47 protein-coding genes and 1 pseudogene are annotated in these 20295 nt (G+C 68.1%); 1 reads left to right on the top strand and 47 read right to left on the bottom strand.

Going from position 1 to position 20295, the window contains the following annotated elements:
- Nucleotides 1–44: 44 nt before the first annotated feature.
- From HS041_RS12250 to HS041_RS12135, 26 genes and pseudogenes are all read right to left on the bottom strand, one after another.
- A complete protein-coding gene (locus HS041_RS12250; protein ID WP_196440586.1) occupies nucleotides 45–245 on the bottom strand; it encodes a hypothetical protein in 201 nt (66 codons plus the stop codon).
- 149 nt (nucleotides 246–394) lie between these two features.
- Nucleotides 395–706, bottom strand: coding sequence for a hypothetical protein (locus HS041_RS12245; protein WP_196440585.1), 312 nt, complete (start codon nucleotides 704–706; stop codon nucleotides 395–397).
- A 48-nt stretch (nucleotides 707–754) separates the two neighbouring features.
- Nucleotides 755–1657, bottom strand: coding sequence for a hypothetical protein (locus HS041_RS12240; RefSeq protein WP_196440584.1), 903 nt, complete (start codon nucleotides 1655–1657; stop codon nucleotides 755–757).
- A gap of 157 nt (nucleotides 1658–1814) precedes the next feature.
- Nucleotides 1815–2279: a hypothetical protein gene (locus HS041_RS12235; protein WP_196440583.1), complete on the bottom strand. Its 465-nt coding sequence runs from the start codon at nucleotides 2277–2279 to the stop codon at nucleotides 1815–1817.
- The gene (locus HS041_RS12230; protein ID WP_196440582.1) at nucleotides 2276–2668 is read right to left on the bottom strand and encodes a hypothetical protein; all 393 of its coding nucleotides are present in this window, start codon (nucleotides 2666–2668) and stop codon (nucleotides 2276–2278) included. Before HS041_RS12230 ends, HS041_RS12235 begins: the two co-directional genes overlap by 4 nt.
- Complete coding sequence (locus tag HS041_RS12225; protein ID WP_196440581.1) at nucleotides 2665–2961, bottom strand: hypothetical protein; 297 nt, start codon at nucleotides 2959–2961, stop codon at nucleotides 2665–2667. Before HS041_RS12225 ends, HS041_RS12230 begins: the two co-directional genes overlap by 4 nt.
- A 331-nt stretch (nucleotides 2962–3292) precedes the next feature.
- Nucleotides 3293–3706, bottom strand: a complete 414-nt coding sequence (locus HS041_RS12220) for a DUF6221 family protein (RefSeq protein ID WP_196440580.1) — start codon at nucleotides 3704–3706, stop codon at nucleotides 3293–3295.
- Nucleotides 3703–3927, bottom strand: a complete 225-nt coding sequence (locus HS041_RS12215; protein ID WP_196440579.1) for a DUF2283 domain-containing protein — start codon at nucleotides 3925–3927, stop codon at nucleotides 3703–3705. Before HS041_RS12215 ends, HS041_RS12220 begins: the two co-directional genes overlap by 4 nt.
- Nucleotides 3920–4126, bottom strand: a complete 207-nt coding sequence (locus HS041_RS12210; protein ID WP_196440578.1) for a DUF397 domain-containing protein — start codon at nucleotides 4124–4126, stop codon at nucleotides 3920–3922. Before HS041_RS12210 ends, HS041_RS12215 begins: the two co-directional genes overlap by 8 nt.
- Nucleotides 4123–4680: a hypothetical protein gene (locus HS041_RS12205; RefSeq protein ID WP_196440577.1), complete on the bottom strand. Its 558-nt coding sequence runs from the start codon at nucleotides 4678–4680 to the stop codon at nucleotides 4123–4125. Before HS041_RS12205 ends, HS041_RS12210 begins: the two co-directional genes overlap by 4 nt.
- Complete coding sequence (locus HS041_RS12200) at nucleotides 4677–4877, bottom strand: hypothetical protein (protein ID WP_196440576.1); 201 nt, start codon at nucleotides 4875–4877, stop codon at nucleotides 4677–4679. Before HS041_RS12200 ends, HS041_RS12205 begins: the two co-directional genes overlap by 4 nt.
- A complete protein-coding gene (locus tag HS041_RS12195) occupies nucleotides 4874–5584 on the bottom strand; it encodes a hypothetical protein (RefSeq protein WP_196440575.1) in 711 nt (236 codons plus the stop codon). Before HS041_RS12195 ends, HS041_RS12200 begins: the two co-directional genes overlap by 4 nt.
- Nucleotides 5577–5783, bottom strand: coding sequence for a hypothetical protein (locus HS041_RS12190; RefSeq protein ID WP_196440574.1), 207 nt, complete (start codon nucleotides 5781–5783; stop codon nucleotides 5577–5579). Before HS041_RS12190 ends, HS041_RS12195 begins: the two co-directional genes overlap by 8 nt.
- The gene (locus HS041_RS12185; protein WP_196440573.1) at nucleotides 5776–6189 is read right to left on the bottom strand and encodes a DUF4326 domain-containing protein; all 414 of its coding nucleotides are present in this window, start codon (nucleotides 6187–6189) and stop codon (nucleotides 5776–5778) included. The genes HS041_RS12190 and HS041_RS12185 overlap by 8 nt, the downstream gene beginning before the upstream one ends.
- Nucleotides 6182–6574, bottom strand: coding sequence for a hypothetical protein (locus tag HS041_RS12180; protein ID WP_196440572.1), 393 nt, complete (start codon nucleotides 6572–6574; stop codon nucleotides 6182–6184). Before HS041_RS12180 ends, HS041_RS12185 begins: the two co-directional genes overlap by 8 nt.
- Nucleotides 6575–6611: 37 nt before the next feature.
- Nucleotides 6612–6728: pseudogene (locus tag HS041_RS40415) on the bottom strand (DUF6011 domain-containing protein); the annotation flags it as partial.
- Complete coding sequence (locus HS041_RS12175; protein ID WP_196440571.1) at nucleotides 6725–7009, bottom strand: hypothetical protein; 285 nt, start codon at nucleotides 7007–7009, stop codon at nucleotides 6725–6727. The pseudogene HS041_RS40415 and the gene HS041_RS12175, both read right to left, overlap by 4 nt.
- Nucleotides 7006–7137 carry a hypothetical protein gene (locus tag HS041_RS39245; RefSeq protein WP_255529556.1) on the bottom strand — a complete coding sequence of 44 codons (132 nt, stop codon included), beginning with the start codon at nucleotides 7135–7137 and terminating at the stop codon, nucleotides 7006–7008. The genes HS041_RS12175 and HS041_RS39245 overlap by 4 nt, the downstream gene beginning before the upstream one ends.
- Before the next feature lie 20 nt (nucleotides 7138–7157).
- Nucleotides 7158–7334: a hypothetical protein gene (locus HS041_RS12170; RefSeq protein ID WP_196440570.1), complete on the bottom strand. Its 177-nt coding sequence runs from the start codon at nucleotides 7332–7334 to the stop codon at nucleotides 7158–7160.
- A gap of 263 nt (nucleotides 7335–7597) precedes the next feature.
- A complete protein-coding gene (locus HS041_RS12165) occupies nucleotides 7598–7948 on the bottom strand; it encodes a hypothetical protein (protein WP_196440569.1) in 351 nt (116 codons plus the stop codon).
- Nucleotides 7945–8148: a hypothetical protein gene (locus HS041_RS12160; protein WP_196440568.1), complete on the bottom strand. Its 204-nt coding sequence runs from the start codon at nucleotides 8146–8148 to the stop codon at nucleotides 7945–7947. Before HS041_RS12160 ends, HS041_RS12165 begins: the two co-directional genes overlap by 4 nt.
- Entirely contained in the window at nucleotides 8145–8426 is a 282-nt protein-coding gene (locus HS041_RS12155) for a hypothetical protein (RefSeq protein ID WP_196440567.1), read from the bottom strand. Before HS041_RS12155 ends, HS041_RS12160 begins: the two co-directional genes overlap by 4 nt.
- Nucleotides 8426–8674 (bottom strand): helix-turn-helix domain-containing protein, encoded by a 249-nt coding sequence (locus tag HS041_RS38240; RefSeq protein WP_196440566.1) that lies wholly within the window; start codon nucleotides 8672–8674, stop codon nucleotides 8426–8428. The genes HS041_RS12155 and HS041_RS38240 overlap by 1 nt, the downstream gene beginning before the upstream one ends.
- 229 nt (nucleotides 8675–8903) lie before the next feature.
- Nucleotides 8904–10241, bottom strand: coding sequence for a replicative DNA helicase (locus HS041_RS12145; RefSeq protein WP_196440565.1), 1338 nt, complete (start codon nucleotides 10239–10241; stop codon nucleotides 8904–8906).
- Nucleotides 10238–10801: an ATP-binding protein gene (locus tag HS041_RS12140; protein ID WP_196440564.1), complete on the bottom strand. Its 564-nt coding sequence runs from the start codon at nucleotides 10799–10801 to the stop codon at nucleotides 10238–10240. Before HS041_RS12140 ends, HS041_RS12145 begins: the two co-directional genes overlap by 4 nt.
- Nucleotides 10798–11742, bottom strand: coding sequence for a hypothetical protein (locus HS041_RS12135; protein WP_196440563.1), 945 nt, complete (start codon nucleotides 11740–11742; stop codon nucleotides 10798–10800). Before HS041_RS12135 ends, HS041_RS12140 begins: the two co-directional genes overlap by 4 nt.
- A gap of 189 nt (nucleotides 11743–11931) precedes the next feature.
- Between HS041_RS12135 and HS041_RS12130 the strand changes: the two genes are divergently transcribed.
- Complete coding sequence (locus HS041_RS12130; RefSeq protein WP_196440562.1) at nucleotides 11932–12156, top strand: hypothetical protein; 225 nt, start codon at nucleotides 11932–11934, stop codon at nucleotides 12154–12156.
- A 17-nt stretch (nucleotides 12157–12173) separates the two neighbouring features.
- On the opposite strand, the gene HS041_RS12125 is transcribed toward HS041_RS12130, so the two are convergent.
- The 21 genes from HS041_RS12125 to HS041_RS39235 form a co-directional block, all read right to left on the bottom strand.
- A complete protein-coding gene (locus tag HS041_RS12125) occupies nucleotides 12174–12674 on the bottom strand; it encodes a WhiB family transcriptional regulator (protein WP_196440561.1) in 501 nt (166 codons plus the stop codon).
- On the bottom strand, nucleotides 12671–13363 hold the full coding sequence (locus HS041_RS12120) for a helix-turn-helix domain-containing protein (protein WP_196440560.1): 693 nt from the start codon (nucleotides 13361–13363) through the stop codon (nucleotides 12671–12673). The genes HS041_RS12125 and HS041_RS12120 overlap by 4 nt, the downstream gene beginning before the upstream one ends.
- On the bottom strand, nucleotides 13360–13662 hold the full coding sequence (locus HS041_RS12115) for a WhiB family transcriptional regulator (protein ID WP_196440559.1): 303 nt from the start codon (nucleotides 13660–13662) through the stop codon (nucleotides 13360–13362). Before HS041_RS12115 ends, HS041_RS12120 begins: the two co-directional genes overlap by 4 nt.
- Complete coding sequence (locus HS041_RS12110) at nucleotides 13659–13868, bottom strand: hypothetical protein (RefSeq protein ID WP_196440558.1); 210 nt, start codon at nucleotides 13866–13868, stop codon at nucleotides 13659–13661. Before HS041_RS12110 ends, HS041_RS12115 begins: the two co-directional genes overlap by 4 nt.
- Nucleotides 13861–14106, bottom strand: a complete 246-nt coding sequence (locus HS041_RS12105) for a hypothetical protein (protein WP_196440557.1) — start codon at nucleotides 14104–14106, stop codon at nucleotides 13861–13863. Before HS041_RS12105 ends, HS041_RS12110 begins: the two co-directional genes overlap by 8 nt.
- The gene (locus tag HS041_RS12100) at nucleotides 14096–14488 is read right to left on the bottom strand and encodes a hypothetical protein (protein ID WP_196440556.1); all 393 of its coding nucleotides are present in this window, start codon (nucleotides 14486–14488) and stop codon (nucleotides 14096–14098) included. Before HS041_RS12100 ends, HS041_RS12105 begins: the two co-directional genes overlap by 11 nt.
- The gene (locus HS041_RS39240) at nucleotides 14485–14619 is read right to left on the bottom strand and encodes a hypothetical protein (protein ID WP_255529555.1); all 135 of its coding nucleotides are present in this window, start codon (nucleotides 14617–14619) and stop codon (nucleotides 14485–14487) included. Before HS041_RS39240 ends, HS041_RS12100 begins: the two co-directional genes overlap by 4 nt.
- Complete coding sequence (locus tag HS041_RS12095; RefSeq protein WP_196440555.1) at nucleotides 14616–15044, bottom strand: helix-turn-helix domain-containing protein; 429 nt, start codon at nucleotides 15042–15044, stop codon at nucleotides 14616–14618. The genes HS041_RS39240 and HS041_RS12095 overlap by 4 nt, the downstream gene beginning before the upstream one ends.
- A complete protein-coding gene (locus HS041_RS12090; protein ID WP_196440554.1) occupies nucleotides 15041–15286 on the bottom strand; it encodes a hypothetical protein in 246 nt (81 codons plus the stop codon). The genes HS041_RS12095 and HS041_RS12090 overlap by 4 nt, the downstream gene beginning before the upstream one ends.
- Nucleotides 15287–15515: 229 nt before the next feature.
- Nucleotides 15516–15686, bottom strand: coding sequence for a hypothetical protein (locus tag HS041_RS12085; protein ID WP_196440553.1), 171 nt, complete (start codon nucleotides 15684–15686; stop codon nucleotides 15516–15518).
- Entirely contained in the window at nucleotides 15683–16111 is a 429-nt protein-coding gene (locus HS041_RS12080) for a hypothetical protein (RefSeq protein WP_196440552.1), read from the bottom strand. Before HS041_RS12080 ends, HS041_RS12085 begins: the two co-directional genes overlap by 4 nt.
- The gene (locus HS041_RS12075; RefSeq protein WP_196440551.1) at nucleotides 16104–16379 is read right to left on the bottom strand and encodes a helix-turn-helix transcriptional regulator; all 276 of its coding nucleotides are present in this window, start codon (nucleotides 16377–16379) and stop codon (nucleotides 16104–16106) included. Before HS041_RS12075 ends, HS041_RS12080 begins: the two co-directional genes overlap by 8 nt.
- Before the next feature lie 175 nt (nucleotides 16380–16554).
- The gene (locus HS041_RS12070) at nucleotides 16555–16899 is read right to left on the bottom strand and encodes a hypothetical protein (protein ID WP_196440550.1); all 345 of its coding nucleotides are present in this window, start codon (nucleotides 16897–16899) and stop codon (nucleotides 16555–16557) included.
- 79 nt (nucleotides 16900–16978) lie between these two features.
- Entirely contained in the window at nucleotides 16979–17185 is a 207-nt protein-coding gene (locus tag HS041_RS12065) for a DUF7167 family protein (RefSeq protein WP_196440549.1), read from the bottom strand.
- A gap of 485 nt (nucleotides 17186–17670) precedes the next feature.
- Nucleotides 17671–18015 (bottom strand): hypothetical protein, encoded by a 345-nt coding sequence (locus tag HS041_RS12060; protein ID WP_196440548.1) that lies wholly within the window; start codon nucleotides 18013–18015, stop codon nucleotides 17671–17673.
- The gene (locus HS041_RS12055) at nucleotides 18012–18968 is read right to left on the bottom strand and encodes a hypothetical protein (protein ID WP_196440547.1); all 957 of its coding nucleotides are present in this window, start codon (nucleotides 18966–18968) and stop codon (nucleotides 18012–18014) included. The genes HS041_RS12060 and HS041_RS12055 overlap by 4 nt, the downstream gene beginning before the upstream one ends.
- Entirely contained in the window at nucleotides 18965–19123 is a 159-nt protein-coding gene (locus HS041_RS12050) for a hypothetical protein (RefSeq protein ID WP_196440546.1), read from the bottom strand. The genes HS041_RS12055 and HS041_RS12050 overlap by 4 nt, the downstream gene beginning before the upstream one ends.
- Complete coding sequence (locus HS041_RS12045) at nucleotides 19120–19476, bottom strand: hypothetical protein (protein ID WP_196440545.1); 357 nt, start codon at nucleotides 19474–19476, stop codon at nucleotides 19120–19122. Before HS041_RS12045 ends, HS041_RS12050 begins: the two co-directional genes overlap by 4 nt.
- Nucleotides 19473–19730 carry a hypothetical protein gene (locus tag HS041_RS12040; protein WP_196440544.1) on the bottom strand — a complete coding sequence of 86 codons (258 nt, stop codon included), beginning with the start codon at nucleotides 19728–19730 and terminating at the stop codon, nucleotides 19473–19475. Before HS041_RS12040 ends, HS041_RS12045 begins: the two co-directional genes overlap by 4 nt.
- Nucleotides 19727–20137: a DUF6197 family protein gene (locus tag HS041_RS12035; protein WP_196440543.1), complete on the bottom strand. Its 411-nt coding sequence runs from the start codon at nucleotides 20135–20137 to the stop codon at nucleotides 19727–19729. Before HS041_RS12035 ends, HS041_RS12040 begins: the two co-directional genes overlap by 4 nt.
- Entirely contained in the window at nucleotides 20134–20268 is a 135-nt protein-coding gene (locus HS041_RS39235; protein ID WP_255529554.1) for a hypothetical protein, read from the bottom strand. Before HS041_RS39235 ends, HS041_RS12035 begins: the two co-directional genes overlap by 4 nt.
- Between the last annotated feature and the right edge of the window lie 27 nt (nucleotides 20269–20295).

The raw sequence follows: 20295 nt of genomic DNA, 5'->3' as shown, positions 1-20295 counted from the left end.
CGTGGACCTGTCGCCCGCCCGGACGCGTGAGGGGTAACGAGGGGTCAGATCCACTGGTTGCTGATGGCGACGGCGATGAGCCCGGCGAGCGCGGCGACGCTGGCCAGCCACACCAGGGCGTGGTGCCACCAGCGGACGTCGATGTCGCTCTCGTCAAGGAGAAAGTTGAACGCGCCGAGACATCCGCAGCCCGCCACACATGTGGCGAGGACGTAGACAATGCCGAAGGCGATGGTGAGGAACATGGGGGTCTCCACAGGGGGTCTGTGTCGGGGGTGCGGCCCGATCCTCCGGACCCCCGAGGGGAGGACCGGGCCGCACGGCGCTACCGGTGACGGGGAAGAAACCGGTGCGCAGCGCCACTCCAGCGGAGGGCGCGATCAAGGGGTGAGAATCAGGCAGCCGGGCGCAGGGAGGCGCGGAGTTCGTCGCGCGCCTCCGGAGTGGCCGGTACGGGATCTCCGAGGTGAAGACAGCGGGCGATCGTCGCTAGATCGTTCCAGTCGTACCAGGCGGTTTTGCCGTACTTCAGGAGCCGGCGGGCCCGGTAGCGGGATGCCCAGACGCGGACAGTTGGCTCCGGCTTGCGGAGGCGCTTGGCGGCGTCGGCGATGGTGATTCGCTCGGACCTCTCCTGCATGCTGGGCACCTCCCAGACATGCGAATGGCCCCCGGCGACAAGTCGTCCGAGAGCCAGAAGTCCCACGATCACCTCCATTTGTAACAGGTCATAGGACGAAACGCTAGTTTCGGCTCATGCGCGGCGAGACCTCGTGTCGTCGCCTGCTCCGGCGAGGACGGTGCGACGGCGAGCACCGGCCTTCTTCACCACAGCTTCCTGTGCCTTCGTGAGGTCCCGGTATGCGTCGCCGGTGTACTCGTTGCCGCACCGCTTGCAGGTGGCGCCGGCGAACTGGCCGTCGTCGTCAAGGGCTTCGTACAGGTCGCAGAATCCGCAGTCGCAGGGGACGCCGGACATGTGGCGGGGCTTGGGCCGCGTGTCGGTCAAGAAGGAGCGGCATCGCCAGGTGAGGTTGAGAATCTCGATGCCGGCGTCAGCTCCGGACAGGTTCATGAACACGTCGGCGTAGCCCGCGGTGCGATGGACGAGACCTTTCGTGCCGGGCGGGAGGGCGGCGGCCTCACGTAGGGAGACGGCGCGCATCATCGGCTCCTCAGGGAGTGCGAGCAGGACGTCCAGGTGGGTGGCGAGAGTTGTCCACGCCTGCGTGAGTGCTACTCCGTCCCGCCGGTAGCGGGATGTGTCGGTGTCGAGCTCCACCAGGTTGGCGACCGCACGGACTCGCTCTTCCCATGAGACCAGGACGGCGAGGACCAGGCGGAGTAGTTCGTCCGCGGGCAGGGAGACGGGGACCGGCGCGGACTTGGAGACGGACACGACCGGGCCTGCCGAGGTCTGGCCGGACTTGTCGAGGCACGAATGGACGCGGATGAACAGTTCAGGCAGGTCGGATAGTGCTTTGGCGATGGTGAGCCGGCAGGAGTCACAGAACGCTCTCGGGGTGAGCGCGGGAAGCCTGGTCGTTTTGCCATCCGCCGTCTCGATGCGGGGGTTGGCGCACCGGTCGGCGCGGGCGCACTCCCGCAGGTCGTCGCGATAGTCAGACGGAGCGGAGTGGATCCAGTATCGGGACAAACGGGCCTCCCTGGTCGTACTCTGTGGGGAGCCCGTGGCGATGGGATGTGTATGGCGAGAGCGGCCTCATGTGCAGTGGGGCCGCTCTTCGCTTGTCAGCGTTTCGGCTGGTCAGTTGATTCCAGGGTGGGGGTGCTCCACCAACGGGAAAGAACGATCAAGGTGTCATTTCCCCGGGCGTCCACTCCAGGCGTTGCGGATCCCACACCATGCCGAGCGCCTGGCAGTTCAGCCACTCGGCACGCAACTCTCCGTACACCTTGCGGACTCGTTCGATGTCCCATCCACCGACGGACAAGCAGCCGAGACCGATAGGGCGGGGACTCCAGCGGTGCTCGATCCGGCGCGGATGCCCGTCGTAGTCGCGGGGAAGCGAGCAGATCTCCCGTGGGTTGACGATCGTGTGGAAACGACCGGGCCGCGCTTCGTACTGGCGTTCGTCGGGGTCTCCGGGGTACCAGTCGAGTGTGTGCCAGAAGCGAGTCTCGACCGGCCCTGCCTCGACCTCGAACTCTTCGACGTCGTCGGCGAGCTCGTACGCTTCGGCGTCCTCGCGGCGGGCGAACACGCGCCTCACCTCATAGTCGGAGTACGAGCCGTAAGTAGCGAGATAGACCTTCACGACGACGTTCCTTCCGGTGCCCACTCGGGGAGGTAGCCGCCACAGTGGCGACGGCCGGAAGCGAGGAACCGCACGACGATGTCCAGGACGGCCAGCTCGCGGAGCGCATCGCCGTAATCCCTTGCCTCGGCCGCGGTCGGGACTACACGGAGGGCGAAGAGCGCCGCGACGCGGTCACGGATCTTCCGGGTGTCGTCGTGTAGGTCGAGGATCGCCGACTCGGCCTCGCAGCGGGCGAATCGGTCGCGGGCGCGTGCCTCCTGGTCGTCCCAAATAGGACCGGACATGCCGCTCCTGCGGGCGGCATGGCTGACGTCCAGGTCCTCCTGGGCGTCAACCCTCTCTGCCTCTATCGTGCGGCGGAGCCAGGTGATCAGGTCCTCGGTCACGGATTCTCCTCCCCGGGCTGAGTGTCGTCGTGGCGGTACAGGCAGTGTGAGCAGCGTGGGCAGTGCGGGTGATCCGGTTTGCCGCAGTCCACGTCAGGCTGCCAGTGGCAGCGCTCGCAGTTCGAGCAGCGTTCCCGCGGCTGAAACCGCACGTCGCGGAACGCCTCACCGTCGATGACCCCATAGTCGTCGTGGCGCTCCCAGACGCGCCCGCAGACGGGACAGATCCACTCGCCTAGACCGGGGGCCTCATCGGCGGCCGGGACAAGCGTCGCGCAGGAATGCACGCTCACGGCGTCTCCTCAGGTGCCCACGGTGGTCTCGGATCACATGCCGCGACCGGGCACATGTCGGTGCGGTGAGCCCTGTCCACCGCTACGACTGTGTGCCCTCTCGGCGGGGTGAACTGGTTGCCATCCACGCCAGCGCCGCCCTGGAACAGCCACGAGCCGTTGAGGCGGCAGTACGGGCAGCGGGCGACGGTGCCGTCATCATCAACCTTGCGCCACGCGAGCAGTTCCTCAGGATCGTCCGGGGGGCGGCGGACCCATGCCCGGTGGCACTCCGGGCATCTCCACTCGTCGGGGGTGCCGGGTCCTACCGGCGGCTGACAGTCGTGTCCGCTCACGACGACGTTCCTTCCGGTGCCCACTCGGGGAGGTAGCCGGGACGGTCCGCGTACGGCAGGGCGAGGAGGCGGACCGTCGGGCAGGGCAGCTCGTGCTTGTCGTGCCAGCAGAAGTCCGGGTGCTGGCCGGGCATCGCACTGTGCAACCCGATGATGCGCAGCTCGGCCTCGCATCGGGCGATCACGTCGCGTGGGTCGTTGGCGGCGATGTGGTCGGCTTCCTCCTTGTTGAGGGTGCCGCCCGAGTAGCACCCGCAAGAGATCGCCATGCGTCCGCCGTCGCCCGTGTCGATGAAGCAGTCGGTGCGGCTGACCGCATTACCCACGCTCCAGTCGAGGGACCCGGCGGCCTCAGTGAGGGTCTTGCGTGCGGTGATCTGCTCACGCAACCAGGTGGTTAGGTCGGTCACCTCTCCTCCTTCGGAGGTACGGGAGACGGCTCGGGCAGGGTGACGACGACCTCGATCCCGATGATGTTGCCGTGCTCGTCCAGGTCGACGTTCACGACAGGATCGGCGCCTTCGAGAGTCTTGGCGACGGGCCCCCAGTCCTTTGTGAGGTTGAAGTACCAGGCGCCGGCCTCGGGGTCGTGGGTGTAGGTAGCGGTGCGGGGAGGTAGGGCGTCAGACATCGAGCTCGCCGCCCTTCACGCCGGCGACGAACGCCCGCCACTCGGCTTGTGTGAAGGCCAGCTTGGGGCCGTCAGGGTCCTTGGAATCACGGACCAGCACAGGGCCGCGATCGGGGCGGGCGACCTCCACGCACTCGTTGTTGGTAGAGCTGAGACTGCTCTTCACCCAGGAGACGTCGTCCGGGCAGTGCGTGGTCACGTGGTTCCCTCCGGGAAGTCGAGGGCGGCGAGGACTTCGCGGCCTGCGTCGGCGAACGCGGTGTCAGCCATGGAGTCGCCCCAGTCGTCGGCGGGGGCGAGATCGGCCCATCGGGTGGCGAGGTCTCGGACGCGGACGAGAGCCGTCTCGGCCTGCTCGGCGCGAGCCTGCCAGTCTTGGGCGATGCCCTGCTCACACTCGGCTGCCTGCTGAGCGAGATCGATCTGCCCGGACATGACGTGCTGGTGTTCGGACAGCGTCTTGATGACCTCGTGGGCAGTCTCCAGGTCTGCCCGGAGACCGGCGGTCTCGGCCACCAGGTCCGCGTACTCCTGGCGGGTCGTCTTGAGCTGGCCGCGGGTGATCTCAAGCGCAGACGGAGTCGTCTCCAAGTCGGCGCCTGGCTGGTAGCCGCCCGCGCGCTCGTACCGGGCCCGGGCCTCCCTCACAGCCTCGGCGAACCCCTCCGGGTCTCCCCCAGCGAAGTACTCCAGGACAAGGAGTTTCTCCTCCGAATGGAGGCTGTCGATCAGGGCGCTGATGTCGCTGCTCATACGGCCTTCACCACCACGTACTCGCAGTCGAACCGGTTCTCCAAGGTGTCCTTGGCTTCACGTCGGCGGGCCTCACGCATCGCGGACCTGTACCGCCAGTACTTTGGATACGAGTACAGGAACCGGGTCATCTCCTTGGTGCGGGTGTCGTCCCAGTAGGTGATTGAGAGGATCTGCCAGCGCTGGAAGAGGATCACGGGGTGTCTCCGGTAGAGGGGGCGGGATCGGTGAGCAGGAACGTGCCTCGGGACTCCAGAGCGTCCAGGGCGGAGCCTGGCCAGGAGGCGATCGAGTTGAGGCCGAGGATCGCTTCGGCGATCCGGTCGGCGTACTGGGGTGCGACGCCGTGGGGTGAGCACCAGCCCCGCATGTCCAGGGCGAGACGGACCACGCGGGCGAGGGCCTGCTCCAGAGCGTCAGCGCGCTCCTCTGCCTGCTCAGCGCGATCCGTGGCCGCGTCCAGCCTGCCGTCCACCGTCATCAACAGGTTGAGGGTCCGGTCGTACTCAGCGCGGGACGCGGCCAGTTCTGCGCTGGTGGTCTCCAGCGTGGCGAGGAGCTCGTCACGCTCCACCTCGACGTCCCGGCAGACTGCGGTGCATTCGCGGAGCGCGGCGATCCGCTTGGCGATCAGTGGAGCAGCAGCCTCCACCGCAGCGCGGGCCAACACCTCCTCGAACTCCGCTTGCGTGGACGTGACCGCGTCACACCACGCAGCCTCCACAGCGCGGGCAGCGGCCTGTACGGCCTCAGCGGGGATCTCCAGCTTGCTAACTACATGCTCGTTAGCATGCTCGTTAGCAAGTGAGTGAGCATGCGCGGGCTCGGACGGGATCTCCCGTACCGGGAACGGGCGGTCGGTCAGCCGGCCGAGGAGGTTCAGGGGGTCGTCGCGGTCAGTCATCACGGGTCTCCTTCTCCCAGCGGAAAACGATCTCCTCGTCGCGGCCGACGACCTGGACGGCGTCATCCCAGTCCGCGCGGTCGCCGAGCTCGTACTGGATCACGGAGATCAACCGGTTGATCTGGCCCCAGTTGGTCGGGTTCGGCAGCGTGTACTCCACCCAGGTTTGGGTGACCTCACGACGCGAGTAGTCAGCCACGGGGAGCCTCCTCGTCGTTGGTGAGCTGCAGCAGGAACGCCGCGTGGCAGTGGTCCGGCTCCCCTTCCGCCGGGAGCGGGCACCAGCAGGCCAAGTCCCGGCCGGCGATCTCGCCCAGGCGGAGCATCAGAGGCGGCTGCTCGATCAACCAGGCGGCGTACAGGTCGACGGCCTGCTCGGCGGTCATCGGGGCGATAGCGGCGAGGACGGCGGCTCCGCCGGGGACGGTTTCGGCGATGTACGGCCATAGGTCGGAGTCGCGGTGGATCTTCTCCCCGGCCTTGAACGGGTTGCCCCAGATGGTGGTGCGGTCCACGATGACCGCGCCTTCAGGGAGCCGGTAGCCCTTCGTACGGCGACGCTGGAGGCGGCGCGGGCCGGTCTCTCGTACCGGGGACTCAGCCACGGCGGGCCTCCGTCATGGCGAGAGCGCCAGCGACGGGCAGCCCGTTGACGGTCATGAGGGGCGCTGCCTTTTTCGCGATCTTCAGCGCGGTATCCAGGTCGAATCGGTGGGTCGCCAGCCACTCGTCATCCCTCGACGACGGCCTGGGCTCGTAGTCCTTGACGCCGTCTGCGTTGAGGGCGAACGGGCCGTCCATGACGGCCCAGATGTCGCCTCCGCGCCATTCGACGGTCAGCGTGTAGGCGTGGACGTTGATGTCGTCCGACGGGAGACAGGACACGTCGTAGCGGGTGACGCGCACCTCGGGTTCGGGGGTCATGGTGTCCTCCAGGATGTCGAGTAGGGAGTCGGGGTCGGGCCCCGCCGGCGCGTGGGGTGCGGACACGGAGCCGCGGCGACGGCGTGAGGCCGAGCGTCTTGCGGCAGTCCGGGCCTACGCCGATCACACGGGAGATCGGATCCGTGAGCGGGTGCTTGCACACCCGACACCGGCCCCGATCACGCGGGGCCGGGACGTCGTCGGCGGGGAACGGGATCATGCGGGGATGCGGTCCGGGATCTGCTCGTAGGCGGCAGCGAACTCCTCGGCCGTGCACGCCCACAGAGACCCATCACCGCCCCGAACCAGCCAGTCGTCGGCGTCGAGGTAGTTCCATTCGCCGTCCGTGTCGCGGGCCGCGGCCTGGCCGGTGGCGGGGTCGTAGTAGAGGCGGGAGCCGAGTTCGTCGGATCCGGCGAGGTAGTGGAGTTCGGAGAGGTTGTTGCCGTCCCATTGGACGGCGTACACGTCGACGGAAACGGTGCGGTAGCGGGCGGTCACTGCCCCTCCCCAGAGGCAGCAGGGACGGGGCGGCGGTCGATGGCCTTGGCCCACTTGGTGTCCTGGGCTGCGAGTTCAGCGCGGATCTGCTCCTCGATCTCGGTCAGGTTGGCGGTGAAGTAGCTCATAATCGGCGGGTCCTTTCGGACTACAGGGCGCGCTTGTCGGTGCGGAACCGGTCGAGGAGGGCGAACAGTTCGGCGCGGGCGTTGGGGGTGAGGAATGTGACGCGGGTCCATCCCTGCCTGTGGGGGCCGCCGTCGGTGACGACGGTGACGCGCTCCAGGTGGTCGGGGACGGTGTCGGGGGTGATCGGGTCGGTCATGAGTTCCCTTTCTGGGCTGATTCTGGATCATGAGTTCGGGACTGAAGGGCTGTAGGGTCCTGAAACAAGATCAGTCGTGCGGGTCCTGACTCGTGGACCGATCCGGCGTCTACGTCAGCGAGCGGCGATTCTGGCGGCCTTCCCGGGCCACTCCAACCCCGCCGCTCACCTCACCCTCACCCGTGTATCGCCGCACACCCGGCAGCGCTGCGTCACGATGCGGCCGATCGTCTCGACGGTCTCCCAGCGGTGACGGACGTGCATCACGAGGACTCGGGCGTCTCGGGCGGCAGCGGCAGGATGTCGCCGTTCAGGTCGCGGTCGTCGCCGTTCATCAGCGAGTCGTCCATCACCCACGCGGCCCGGTGCTTGGCGTCCTCGCCGAACTCGCGCCCGATCCAACCGAGCAGTCCGGCGAGGTTGTAGGCGTAGGTGCCGAGCAGCAGGTTGGCCAGCAGGATGTCCTTGTCCGTGGCGGCCCAGGTGTCGCGGCCCTTGCTGTGGATCTCCTTGCAGATCCGGTCCGACGCGTCGGCCTGCTGAAGCAGTTCCCGGCGGAGGTCGTCAGCGGAGGCGGCGTACATCAGCTCGCGGGTCTCGGTGGTCTCGCTCATCGCGCGGCGTCCTCTCGGGGGTCGGTGCCTACAGGGGCAGGAGCGGCGGGGTCGCGGTACCAGAACCACCGCTTGCCGGCCTTCTCCGGTGAGCTGACGTGCTTGCGGGGTTCCCTCGACATGCACAGGCCGTCGTGGTTCTCCTCGCGCTCGCACACGTCGCCGTGCTCGCTCACCGCGCCGCACTCAGTGGGGGTCATCGGAACGCCGCCTTCCCGTTGATCACGCGGGCCACGTTGAGGGCGTACCGGTCGGCGCCGCCGCGCTGCTGCGTCCACCAAGCGGCGCTCTTCAGCAGCTCGGCGAGCTGCGCTCTGAGCGGCTCGGACATGCCCTGCGTGGTGGTGACCGCCCACGAGGTGCCGCAGTGCTCGCAGTCGCCGGGCGCGAACAGGGAGCCCTCGGGAGGCTGGCAGGGGTGCGAGTGCTCGCACCGGAGCTGACGGATAGCGGAAGCGAGTTCTTCGGCGGGGCTCATCAGGTCTCCTCGTGGGGGTCAGGGGCAGGGGTGGCGCGGGCGAACCAGCACAGGACCGCCATCGCGTTGGACAGCTCGCAGTCCTGACGCGCCTCGATGCGGCTGATCGTCGAGAACGAGACGCCGATCTGGACGGCGGCGGCCCTCTGGGACAGACCACGCGCACGGCGGGTCTCGCGCAGCAGGAGCGGCAGCGAGGCGAGGACCTCGATCAGTGCGGCGTACGGGCTCGGCTTTCCGGCGCTCACGCGACCTCCTCAGACGCAGGGACAAGCGGGGTGATCGACAGCCGGTACATCGCGGTCACGTCCTCGATCCGGGCGATCGTCCGGGCGATCCGGTCACCGCACGAGGAACAGGCGAACGTGTACGCGCGGTCCTGTCCGCCTTGGGTGGTGGGCCGATAGCGGGCCAGCAGCTCGGTCGCCGGCGCGGTCTCACACCAATCACAGACCGGGCGGGCCGGGCGGGGCCGCGTCACGACATGCCCCGGCTGGGAGACCAGCCGTCGCCCGCCATGTCGGCGATGCGGCTGTAGTGGCCTTGGAAGGCAGCGGTGATCGTCGCGGTCGCGCCCTGTCGGTGCTTGTCCACGATCAGGTCGATCTCGCCCGCCCGTGGGGACTCGCGGTCGTAGGCGTCGTCACGGTGGAGCAGGACCACGATGTCCGCGTCCTGCTCCAAAGATCCAGACTCACGAAGGTCGGACTTGAGGGGACGCTTGTCGGTGCGCTTCTCGCAGTCCCGGTTGAGCTGGGAGCCGACGACGATCGGGACGTCCATGTCCTTGGCCAGCAGCTTCAGGTTGCGCGACAGGTCCGAGACTTCCTGTTGCCGGCTCTCGCTGCGGCGCCCTGACGACATGAGTTGCAGGTAGTCGACGAACACGATCGCGGCCGGCTCTCCGGTGCGGCGCATGCTCGACAAGCGGGCCCGCAGGTGGGCAATGGACGTCCCGGAGTTGTCGTCGATGATCAGGTGGTCGACGGCGGTCAACTCGGCGGTCTTCTTCGCAACGCGCCGCCAGTCATCATCGCTCAACGTCCTCTGCTGCAGGTTCTGCAGAGTGACCTTCGCCTCGTGGGCGACGATCCGGGTCAGGAGTTCGTCCTTGCTCATCTCCAGGGAGGCGAACAGGACCGGCTGGCCGAGACGGACCGCGACGTGCAGCGCCATGTTGACCATGAACACCGACTTGCCCATGCCCGGTCTTGCGCCGAGAACGACGAGCTGGCCGGGGCGGAGCTTCGTCACCAAGCCGTCGAGGTCCTTCCATCCGGTCGTCACGCCGATGTCCGGTGCTTCGGACTCCAGGCGGTCGAGGAAAGGGCTGATCAGCTCTGACAGCGTCGAGGCCGTCGACTTCTCCGTAGTCCCGGTGACCCGGTCGAAGATCTTGCGGGCTTCCTCTGCCAGGTCCTCTGCGTCGATGTCGCCCTGATGGCCGAGCGCGGCGAGCCGTGCCCCGCTCAAGATCAGATCGCGGCGGAGCCGCTGATTCTCTAGGCGTCGCAGGTTGAAGCCGATGTCGCTGACGACCGGGACGATCTCGACCATGTCCATCAGCGTCAACGGGTCGACCAGCGCTCCGCCGTCCTTGTGCCGCTCCAGTTCGGCCTTCACCGACAGCGGATTTACCGTGATCGACTGGTCGACCAGAGACACGATCGCTTCGAACACGACCTGATGGGACGGGCGGTGAAAATGCCCGCGGGTGAGGGACTCCACAACCAGTGCGGCAGCAGTCGGCGACTGCATGGCTGCGCCGAGGGCACTCATCTCCGCTTCCAGATCGTGCGGCAAGGTGTCGTTCACCGGCCGCCCCTCCGGTCTTCGCCCTCCAGGATCAGTGTGGTCGCGCCGTCGCGGAGCCGGGAGGTGAGGCGCTCGCCGAGGGTCTCGGTCAGCTTCCGCACGTTCGAGGTGATCACGGTGGGGCGGGCGTGCTGCCAGCGCTCATCGATGACGCCGAATAGGCACTCCCGTTCCCAGTCGTTGACGCGGGCGGAGCCGAGGTCGTCCAGGATCAGCAGGTCGAGGGTCCGCATCACGCGCAGCATCTCTCGGTCGACAGGCGGGGCGATGGCGTCGTGCCAGTCGGCGCTGGTGGCGAACTTCCAGCTTCCGATCCACCCGGCGACGGTCAGGCGCTCCAACGCTTCCCACGCGGACCAGGTCTTGGTGCGGCCGACGTCGCCGATCATCACCAGGTTCGCGGTGCCGCCGGCCAGCACGTCACGGATCCACTGCTCGATGCGCGGGTCCAGGTCGCCCTGAACCTGCAGCCGGGCAGGTCGGGCGTTGCGGACCGCGGCGATCCGACGGGCAAGCCGCTCTGCGTGCCATTCGTCGTCAAGGTTTGGTTCATTGCTCATTTCCACACGTCCTCTTCGCTGTAGGGGCCACCGGTTGCCATGGGGCCGGAGCCTCCGTGGGTGCCGGTCGGACGGAGTTGACGGACGTTGCTGTCTCGGTCCTGGATCTCTTGCGCCTTGTCGACCCAGTTGCGCCAGGCCGCAAGCCAGTCGCGGCAGAGGCGCTCTTTCTCGATCGCGTGGTTGATGAACCGGAAGGTCTGCCGGTCGAGATCGACCGTGTAGCCCTTTTCGTCGGCCCAAGCCCGCATTTCGGGGGTGACGGCGAAATCAGCAGGGACGGGGGTCTCGGGCTTGCGCCGGGACTTGGCGGGCTTCTTCGGCTCCTCGCTCGCGCGCCGCGAAGCGGCGTCTTCTACACCGAAGAGAGAGCCATCCGAGAGATCAGCTTCTTCACTAACCTCACTCCCCCTATACATATGGGGTGCCCCCCGGGGGGCCACCTGAGAATCCTCAGCAGGACCCCCGGGGGACATCCTGAGATCGGCCTCCTGAGGCTCAGGGTGCCGATTTCTAGGACCCTGAGAATCCTGCTCAGGGTCGTAGAAATCGGCCACCTGAGAATCCTCAGCAGGACCCCCGGGGGGCATCCTGAGAGGAAAGTTCTCAGCAGGGCCCCCGGGGGGCATGCTGAGAGGCTGGCCGTTGAACGCCGCAACATAGACCGCCGTCCGGTGCTTCTGCCCGCGGACGATCTGCACGAGGAACCCGGACTCCAGCGCGGTCTTGACCTTCTCCCCCACCTTCCGGGGGTCACGGCCGAGCAACTCGGCGAGATCCACGCGCGGCACCGAGACGCGACCGCTCGCATCCATGTGCAGCGCGAACGTCATCAGCAGGACGCGGATCGAGTCCGTGATCTGCTTCGTCTTGATGACGGTGCGCAGCCAGTGGGCGCGGGCGGTGCCGTCGCTCAGGGGGCCGGTGATGTCGTCGTTCACCGAGGCGGGGTGCCTTTCGTGCTGGTGGATCTCCTACAGGGGCAGCGGGAGCGGGCCCTGTCTTCGTTCGGGCGCGCGACAACTCCTTTCGAACGCGCTTTCCCGTACAGAGTTCAGGATATCACTTGCTGGATAAGTTGCGGGATATATCATCAGGGTGTGGTAACCCGAACATGAGACCCTGAAGGAGTGGATGACGACGTGAGGACCGAGCTCGAAAAGGCCGCCGAGATGTTCGCGGAGGCGCCCAAGAGACTTCGCGCCGCCATCGTCAGCGCCGGCGAACGGGGGGAAACCTCCCTGGAGATCGCCAAGACGATCAACTTCGCCTACTCGCCCGACTACGTCGCGCGGATCATCCGTGAGGCGATCGGCCCCCGGAAGCCCGGCCGGCGCGCTGCTGCGGGTGACTGACTCCCCAACCTGCGAGATCACGACGCCTCCCGTGCGGCCTGCCGACGACGCCTGTTGTTCTTCGCCCACGCCGCACGGATCGGCTCCCCCGCCGCATCGCATGCCTCGCACCGGCACCCGTACTCCATGAACCCGGTGACCGTCCCGTGGTCGATCAGCTCAGGGTTGGCGCGGGCCTGAGCGATCCGCTCCAGCCGCTGCCGTGCCTTGCGCGCCTTGCATTGCAAGCACCGGCACCGGGTCTCGTGCGGCGACCAGCCCAGCCGCATGCGGCGGCGCTCGTTCTCCGACCAGCCGCCGCAGATCCCGCCGGGGTCGTCCGTCTCCTTCAACGCCAACACCCACTGGCTGCACTCGGCGCGCACCGGGCAGTCCTCGCAAATCTGCCGAGCCCGCCTCTCGTCAGCGGGAGTACGGGCGGACATGATCGCGCCCTGGCCTCCGCACGGGGTGTCACGGTGCCATTCCGGCACCGGTGCCGGCAGGTTGAGCGGCATGTACTCGAACCGGGTCGTCATGACGCCCTCCGAACACCGGTGGGGGTCTCCTGCGGGTCGTCGATGTCCTGCCACGCCGCCGGCGACAGCCAGCCTTTGGCTGCAGCGAGGCCACGCAGCCGTTGAGCAACATCGGGGTCCACCCCGTAGGCGGTCGGGTTGGACTTCGTCAGCCGCCGATACGCCTCACTGATCTTCCGGGCGGTGCCGGCGGTCACCCGGGCCGGAGGACAATCCGACATGAGCGCCTGCACCCGCTTGCGGCTCACCCGGCTTTCCCTGGTGATCACCCGCTCCGGGTAGCCCATCGCCGACAGAGCGCGCACCCGCCGGCACGTCCCCAGCGACGACGTCAGCCCCGGACGGTTCAAGTCGCCGGCCTGGACGGCGAGCAGCGCCGCGTGGGTCTTCGGCCGGACCGTTTTCGTCCCGCCGTACAGCAGTTCCTTGACGGTGTTCACGCCGACGCCCGCCGCACGGGCGATGGACGGGACATCCATGCCGCGGTCTCGCAGCATCGTCACGTGCTCCCGGGCCGCTCGCGCGTCCTCGTCCGGCCGGTGGGTGCCGATGATGACAGCGACCCGCTGCCGGGCACGGTTCTTGGTGCTCGCGGCCCGGCACTTCCCGCACCGGCAGCCCTTCCCGGGCTGGTCGTTCTCGTCCGGGCCGTGTGTGTAGCGGAGGTGGTGACCGTGGGGGCGGCTCATGACGCCTCCGCCAGCAGCGCCTTGCCCGCCTTGGTCTTGCGGTACGACTGGCGCTCGCTTTCGGTCTTGCCGCCCCAGATGCCCTTCGATCCGGTCTTCAACGCGTACACCAGACACTCGGTGAGGACCGGGCATTCGGTCTTGCAGAACGCGATCACGGCGGCTTCCCGCTGCACTGCAGTGTGCGGGCCCTCACGATCACGGCCCGGACCGAAGAACAGCTCAAGGCCCATGCCGCGGCAGGCGGCTCGCTTCTGCCACTCCGCTGAGACGCGGGGGGTCGACTGCTTGGCGGTCATCTGTCCTCCTTCGGGAGTCGTGCTCGAATCCATGCCTTCATCAGGCCGTCGTTTCTGGTGTGGCGGCCCCCGGAAAGGAGCCGCACCTGCATGTGGGCCCGCAGATGGTCGATCCAGTCGGTGACGTCGTCGGGCTCGCCACGGAGTTCGATCTCCACCCAGCCCTCCCCTCGCGGAGCGGGCGGGTAGCCGCGCCGGTCAGCCAAGCGGAGCCTCCTCGCCGAGGCCGGCGAGCATCCGCACGACCCGGGCCGAGGACTCCAGCGTTGCCGCAACCGCCTGCGTCACCTCGTCATGCACCGCGGGCCGCATCGACAGCAGCGTCCGAGACGCATCCGCAGCGAACCGCTCCAACTGGTGCTCGCGGTGGCCGGCGAACTCCCGGGCCACCAGTTCGGTGACCGCGTCACGCAACGACGGCGGGGCAGGGGCGTCAGGAGACATCAGCGGCCTCCCGCAGCGTGTCCACGAACATGCGCGCGGGCCGCTCGTACGGCTCCCGCGGGCACAGCGTGAGCTGGCCGGGCGGGTCCGGAACCGGAGTCGGCTCATCCGGGCCGGGGTCGTCCTCGGGCCGGAACATCAGGCACTGGTAGCGGTCAGCCAGGCTGTACGGGTCGCTCTCCAGCCACTCCGCCGGCGTCTTGCCGGTCAGCGCGACCAGGATCAGCGGGCACGCGTTGGCGTAGTCATCCCGTCGAGCAGGCGCGTCATGAACGCACCGGCCGCACCAGTTACCCATCCACGTGTAGCCCTCAGTCCCGTTGGAGAACGGCGACCCTTCGCGGGCGCGAGCATCGGCTTCGTCGAACGTCGGCAGGCTCACAGCAGGGGTCCTCTCTCGTGGCGGGTCTCAGGGGCGGGGAACAGACCGTCATCGACGGTCTCGGGGCAGTCGTCAGCGTGCGCGTTGTCGCCCTCGAACTCAGCGACGGAGCAGCAGTACGGGCGGGTCACGCGACACGCTCCAGTGCGTCGATCGGCTTCAGCGTGATCTCGTGGCCGAGCGCGGTCAGATACCGGTCCGCAGTGGCCAGCCACATCCCCGGACCCGCGGTCCGTTCGATCCGGCTGACCACCACCTGGTGAATGAACAGGCGCTCTCCCATACGGGACTGGGTCAGCCCTGCGGCCCGGCGCAACTCCGGAAGGCGCATCACCACGTCGAGCAGACCGCCAGCCACATGCTCGTGACGGGAGACGACGGCCCGGTAGCCGAGCACTCCCGCCCACGCGATCACGCTCCGGACCTTCGGAGAACACCGGCCGGTCTCCCACCGGTAGAGGGACCGGTCAGCGATACCAAGAGCCGCGGTGATGTCGAGTTCGTGCAGGTCCCGATCGCGGCGCGCGTCTGCGAGCTGGACGGTTACGGGCTTCACGTCTCCTCCTTGGGGAACACGTCGTACAGGTCAGGGGCGGAGGCGGTCTGCAGGATGTGGTGGACCAGCCACACACCCCCGACAGCCACCGCGAGAGCGGTCGCCCGCGGGTACAGGCGCAGCAGATACGTGGCGGTCCCGTCGGGGATCTCGCGGTAGAGGGCGTGGCACTCAACGGCGATGCCGGCCGCGGCCAGGCCCGCCCACACCCAGCGGTGCCGAGACCGGGGCGGGCGGGTCACGACGTCCCCCAAGGAGGTGTGCCGAGGCCGTCCCAGTCCCTCAGATCCGCGAGGAGACGCTGCACGGGGTCCACGGCTCCCCGGCCCGCCCGGCGGAACCTCTCGGCCTCCCGAGCCGCTTCCAACGCCTTGCGGGCACGGCGCTCCCGAAGGGCCAGCAGCACGGCCCCGGCCGTAGCCGCGACCACCAGGGTCACGGCTACGGTGCGGGTGGACGAGGCAGGGCCGATCACGGCGTCACCGCCGACACGATCAGGCTGAGACCGGCAGCGATCATTGCCGTAGCCAGAGCCGAGACCCCCCACAGCAGGGCAGCGTCCCGCCAGCCCATCTCATGCACCGTCATGACGACCGCGACGAGGAGCGGGGCCGCGACGAGCACCGCACCGAGGGCGATCACGACGACTCCCGCGGGAGCTCATCCACAGTCGCCCGGGTCACGCACGGCCAGCACTCGGAGTGGTCGTGGCTGTCGACGCAATCCACCGTCTGGGAGTCGCCCGGAGCGCAGCACTCGCGGCAGATTGAGTACATGTAGGCGGAGCGGCACACCTCGCCGAGGTCGTCGACTATGACGGTGTCGGCGTCGTCGTCGTGGGTGTGGTGGCCACAGTCGTCGTAGATCTTGAACTCGGAGTGGATGTCGCTGACCTTGGCGAGCTTGGCCCGCAGGGCTGCATTCTCCCGCCCGAGGGCCTCGAACCCTGCGGTGTCCCGACGGGTGATCTCGGTCAGCCGCTCCACCTCAGCGCGGAGCTGGTTGATCTCGGCCTGCTGCTCCAAGAGCTTCTGTGCGGTGCCGACGTGATCGGGATAGCTAGCCACGACCGGCCTCCCCGGAGGAGTCCGCTCCCCCAGAGACAGCGGCGGCCTTAAGACCTTCCAGCCACTCCACGAACCACTCGGCAGGGACAGCGCGCGTTCCTCCCGTGGGGCGAACGCTCTTGATCTCGCCAGAGTCGAGCATCCTGTGGATGGCGGACTTCGACAGGCCGGTCTCAGCGACAAGGTCCACCACCCTCATCAGGGCGGGCAGCTTGGCGAGGCGTGCCGCGATGACGGTGCCACATCCGCATGTGGTCTCGGTGCTCATCGGGTCTCCTTCGGGGCGTACGGGGGCCGGCCGATCCGGATGAGGGCGGGCCGGGTGATCGCGGTGTCCACGACGGGACGCCGGCGAGCGGCGGACACGGCGGAGGCGAGCGCTGCCCAGCCCGTGAGAGAGCCGTGACGGGCGTGACGGGCCTTCCGGCGGGCGAATAAACGCATCAGCGGGCACCGCCCTCACGCGCGTTCTGAGCGTTGTGCAGGCTCTCCAGAGCGGCGAGATTTTTCATCGGATCCGCCGCCAGGTCTGGTGCCGCCTCGAACGCCGACGGGCGGGGCTCGGCCTGGCCGAGGATGTCGCCCATCGCCTGCTCAAACTCGGTGATGGTCCGCTTCATCCACTCCTGCGTCCGCTGCTCCTCAGCCCGCAGGGTGGCGATGCGCTCCTGCGCGGTCTTGCGGACGTTGTCGACCTCGGCGCGGACCAGCGCCTGCATGCGAGACACGACGTCGGGCGAGTACGACAGGCGGGGCTGGTCGACGGCGGGCATGGACTGCGTGTTCATGATCACTTCTTTCGGGGTGAGGGGTGGAGCCGCCCGCCCCAGCAGGCGGCTCCAAGAGGGGTTAGGGGGTCAGGGCTGGCTACTCGGCTACGTCCCAGGAGCCGTCGAGGTAGTTCGCGCGCCAGTCGACGTAGATCTCTTCGCCTGCCTGCTCGCGCTCCTTCTCCGACATCTCGGACCAGTCCTCTTCGGAGATCTCGGTGTCGATGACTTCCTCGCGATAGCTGTTGATGGCGTAGGAGAAGCCGAGGCTGACCCTCAACTTCACGGTGTTCTCGCTGCTCATCTCGATCTCCGGTCGGTGTTAGGGGGTCAGGTCAGACGGGGAGCCGTACCGCGGGTCGGCTTCCTGCGCGGCGATGCACTCGCGGCAGATCCCGCACGGGTCTCCGGCCTCGGTCGGGCACGGCATGGGCTGGTCCCACGAATGAGCTAGGAACCCGAACTGGTACGCCCACGCGGGCTCCGTGCCGATCTCCTCGTGATGAGGCCGGCACACAGCTCGGATGTTCGCGGGGTCGGTGATCGACCCCCCGCGTGCCCGGGTCAGGACCTCGTGCGCGTCGTTCGCCTCACGGGTGCAGCCAGGCACCTCACACAAGATCAACCCGTGCCCGTACTTGTCCTTCAGGACCTCACGACGCTTACGGTTCTCCGCCTGCCGCTTAGCCGACTGCCGCCGGATCGGCGTCCGCGCAAGACTCGACTCACCACGGGACATCGGCGACTTCGCCTTCAACGGGGTGTTTCGCTTCAGCGACCCGCCGCGCTTCACAACTGCCCCCCGGCGAGCTGCATCTCAGCCCGCGCGGTGGACTGGATCGTCCGCCCGACATCGATCCGGGCGTGCAGGGCCTTGATGTGTTCCTTCTGGAGCCGCACCGCCGCCGCGGCCTTGCCGTGGACCCGCCACAGAGCGTCGGTCTCCGCCGTCGCGATCTGCTTACGGTCCTCCACCGACCCGACCGCCGACTTGAACACCGCAGCGAACGCCACCTTGTAGTCACCTTCGGCCTCGACCGCGATGAACTCCAGGTCCGCGAGTTTGTTCACGGCGTCGTCCAGGTCCCGGGAGAGCTGGCCAAGCTGCTTGACGATCGTGAGCATCTCCGTCATGCCGCACCGTCCGTCGCCCACGGCCCGCCGTTGTCCTTCTCGGTGGACCGCTCAACGGGCTGCGGGTTGGAGGTGACGTCCTTGACGAGCTTGTTGTGCTCACGCTTCTGCGGGCCCGTCATCGTGCCGACCGCGGCGAGCTGCTCGTCAGTCACCTTCGAGCGGGCGATCGTGCCGTCCTGGTTTCGGGGCAGGCCATCGGCCGGCGCGTGCAACGCCGTCTGCTTGTCCTCGATCGCGGCCATCAACCGGTTTGCGGTCACCGAGTCGATCCGGTCGCCGCGCATCGCGTTGACCACGTCCTGCCGGAAGCTGGTGACGTTGTCCTTGGTCGCCTCGGCGAGGCGCTTCTCGAACACTTCCACCCACTGCGAATCCACGATGATCCGCGCGTTCGCCGCCTGCCTGGCCGGAGCCGCCCGCCGTCCCGCGTCCGCGATTGGGCTCTCTGACGCCGGGTCCTCGCGCTCGCCCTTCTTCCACAGGTCCAGCGCCACCCCGAACCGCATCGCGGCGTTCCGTATGGCATCGCCGATCAGGACTTTTACGGCGTCGTGCTGGTTCGACGGCACCGACCCGTAGCCGGGCCGGGTCATCCCGCACACCGTCAACCGGATCCACATGCCGACCGGGTTGCCGAACTCGTCGGTGTCCACGGCAGGCAGCCCGTCCTCACCGAGCGCAAACGGCTCCCACGACCACAGCGGGTCGACTTCAAGGAGGCGCTCGGTGGCGTCGGCGTGCCCGACGTAGTCGATGTGGCGGTGCTGGTTGGAGACGTAGGCGTTGCAGCCCCCGCAGCGTTCCTTGCGGTGCCCAGGCTCCGTGCAGTGCTTCTTCGGGTTGGAGCAGTCCTTGCAGTAGACACGGGGCAGCTTGCCGATCTGGTCTTCCCGGAACGGCGCCCGCAGCATGCGCAGCCCGTCGAGTCGCTCAGCTTCAGTCGTGGTCACTCCGGCTCCTCTCGTGGGCCGTCGGTGTCGTGGATGTCGTCGGCCCACTCGGCGTAGCGGTCGAGACGGGCGTTCAGGTCGTCCGGCAGGGAGCCCTGTACGGGCTGTCCGGGCTCCTGGAACACGACCGGCGGGACCTCGCGGCGGGACCTCACGACGCCTCCGCCCGAACAGCGACCGAGTCCGGGAAGTCCGTCACCGTCGCGGCGATGCACAGCAGCGGCACCAAATCCCGGTACACGAGCACCTGGACGCGGGTCCGCTTGGCGACCTCTCGGACCGCGTCATGCCGTGCCAGCCACGCCCCGAGGACCTGCGTCCACCGATCGGAGGCGCGGTCGTAGCGGTAGCCGAAATGGGTGCCCGCCACGTTGCCTGTGGGGCGGAACACCAGGACGACGTCCACATCCCCACCCGGGCGGGTGTGCTTGGCCGCGATCGACCACACGCCCCGCGGGGTCGTGAGGGTCTGACTGCGTCCGGCCTCAGCGATGTCCCGGGCGCTCACTGGCCTGCCTCCTCAGAGGCAGCGGACCCGGCGACGTCGAGCCAAGCGCGGGCGTCCGGGGTCGGCATCCCGTCCCAGTTCTGGCGGTCTCCGGCGATTGCACCTACGCCGGTCGCGGCGGCCAGGGCGAGCGTCGCGTGGATCTCGGCGAACCGCAGGAACAACTTGATGTCGTCTCGGTCGGCGCCAGCGTCGGCTTCCTTCGCCGTGGCAAGCATCTCCTCAGCGGCGCGGTAATGATCAGGGCCGGTCATGCGCGGGCTCCGTTCTCAGCGGGGAAGGACAGGACCGCGGCGACGTCGCGCATCCACTGGATGACCTGCTCGTCCGTCGGGTCCTCGTCGGAGATCCACCACGCGATGTAGTTGGCGAGGTCTTCGCCCTCCCACTCGCCGATGTGCGGCATCTCCCACCGCTCCAGACCGGCGACCAGCAGGTACAGGGCGGCGTGTCCGCTCTGGTACGCCTCGGTCTCCAGGACCGTCCAGTGCGGGTCCGTCCACACGCCCGGCGGCAGGCCGACCGCATAAGCGACCGCCCCGGACGGGTCGACCATCCCGGTTACGTCGTCCTCGTAGTTGTGGCGGCACAGGCCGTACTTCTCGACCAGGCCGGCGGCGTTGCCGATGACCTCGGCCAGCGTCAGGGTTCCGGTGCTCACAGGACACCGTCCCGGGCCTCGATCATCTCGGTGACGGTCCGGTACAGGTCCGGGAAGTGGAACTTCATCCACTCGTACGACTCGACCTGCAGCTCTACGTCGTGGGCGGTCTCGGGTAGTACCTTGTTCATGGCTTGCTCCTCAGTGACTTGAGGGGT

Source organism: Planomonospora sp. ID67723 (assembly GCF_015711605.1).
Lineage (GTDB): Bacteria > Actinomycetota > Actinomycetes > Streptosporangiales > Streptosporangiaceae > Planomonospora_A.
Note: the sequence above shows the minus strand (reverse complement) of the source record. Positions and strands in the feature narration are given on the sequence as shown.

Bases quoted from the DNA above. Each gene is read 5' to 3' on its own strand.
- HS041_RS12160 (WP_196440568.1), bottom strand. From the start codon at position 8,148: ATGACCCCCACTGAGTGCGGCGCGGTGAGCGAGCACGGCGACGTGTGC.
- HS041_RS12215 (WP_196440579.1), bottom strand. From the start codon at position 3,927: ATGTCTGACGCCCTACCTCCCCGCACCGCTACCTACACCCACGACCCC.
- HS041_RS12165 (WP_196440569.1), bottom strand. From the start codon at position 7,948: ATGAGCGAGACCACCGAGACCCGCGAGCTGATGTACGCCGCCTCCGCT.
- HS041_RS12115 (WP_196440559.1), bottom strand. From the start codon at position 13,662: ATGACCGCCAAGCAGTCGACCCCCCGCGTCTCAGCGGAGTGGCAGAAG.
- HS041_RS12155 (WP_196440567.1), bottom strand. From the start codon at position 8,426: ATGAGCCCCGCCGAAGAACTCGCTTCCGCTATCCGTCAGCTCCGGTGC.
- HS041_RS12120 (WP_196440560.1), bottom strand. From the start codon at position 13,363: ATGAGCCGCCCCCACGGTCACCACCTCCGCTACACACACGGCCCGGAC.
- HS041_RS12250 (WP_196440586.1), bottom strand. From the start codon at position 245: ATGTTCCTCACCATCGCCTTCGGCATTGTCTACGTCCTCGCCACATGT.
- HS041_RS12170 (WP_196440570.1), bottom strand. From the start codon at position 7,334: ATGACCGACCCGATCACCCCCGACACCGTCCCCGACCACCTGGAGCGC.
- HS041_RS12205 (WP_196440577.1), bottom strand. From the start codon at position 4,680: ATGAGCAGCGACATCAGCGCCCTGATCGACAGCCTCCATTCGGAGGAG.
- HS041_RS12040 (WP_196440544.1), bottom strand. From the start codon at position 19,730: ATGACCGGCCCTGATCATTACCGCGCCGCTGAGGAGATGCTTGCCACG.
- HS041_RS12195 (WP_196440575.1), bottom strand. From the start codon at position 5,584: ATGACTGACCGCGACGACCCCCTGAACCTCCTCGGCCGGCTGACCGAC.
- HS041_RS12065 (WP_196440549.1), bottom strand. From the start codon at position 17,185: ATGAGCAGCGAGAACACCGTGAAGTTGAGGGTCAGCCTCGGCTTCTCC.
- HS041_RS12140 (WP_196440564.1), bottom strand. From the start codon at position 10,801: ATGAGCAATGAACCAAACCTTGACGACGAATGGCACGCAGAGCGGCTT.
- HS041_RS12070 (WP_196440550.1), bottom strand. From the start codon at position 16,899: ATGAACACGCAGTCCATGCCCGCCGTCGACCAGCCCCGCCTGTCGTAC.
- HS041_RS39245 (WP_255529556.1), bottom strand. From the start codon at position 7,137: ATGAGCTACTTCACCGCCAACCTGACCGAGATCGAGGAGCAGATCCGC.
- HS041_RS12125 (WP_196440561.1), bottom strand. From the start codon at position 12,674: ATGACGACCCGGTTCGAGTACATGCCGCTCAACCTGCCGGCACCGGTG.
- HS041_RS12075 (WP_196440551.1), bottom strand. From the start codon at position 16,379: ATGAGCACCGAGACCACATGCGGATGTGGCACCGTCATCGCGGCACGC.
- HS041_RS39235 (WP_255529554.1), bottom strand. From the start codon at position 20,268: ATGAACAAGGTACTACCCGAGACCGCCCACGACGTAGAGCTGCAGGTC.
- HS041_RS12105 (WP_196440557.1), bottom strand. From the start codon at position 14,106: ATGTCTCCTGACGCCCCTGCCCCGCCGTCGTTGCGTGACGCGGTCACC.
- HS041_RS12060 (WP_196440548.1), bottom strand. From the start codon at position 18,015: ATGACGGAGATGCTCACGATCGTCAAGCAGCTTGGCCAGCTCTCCCGG.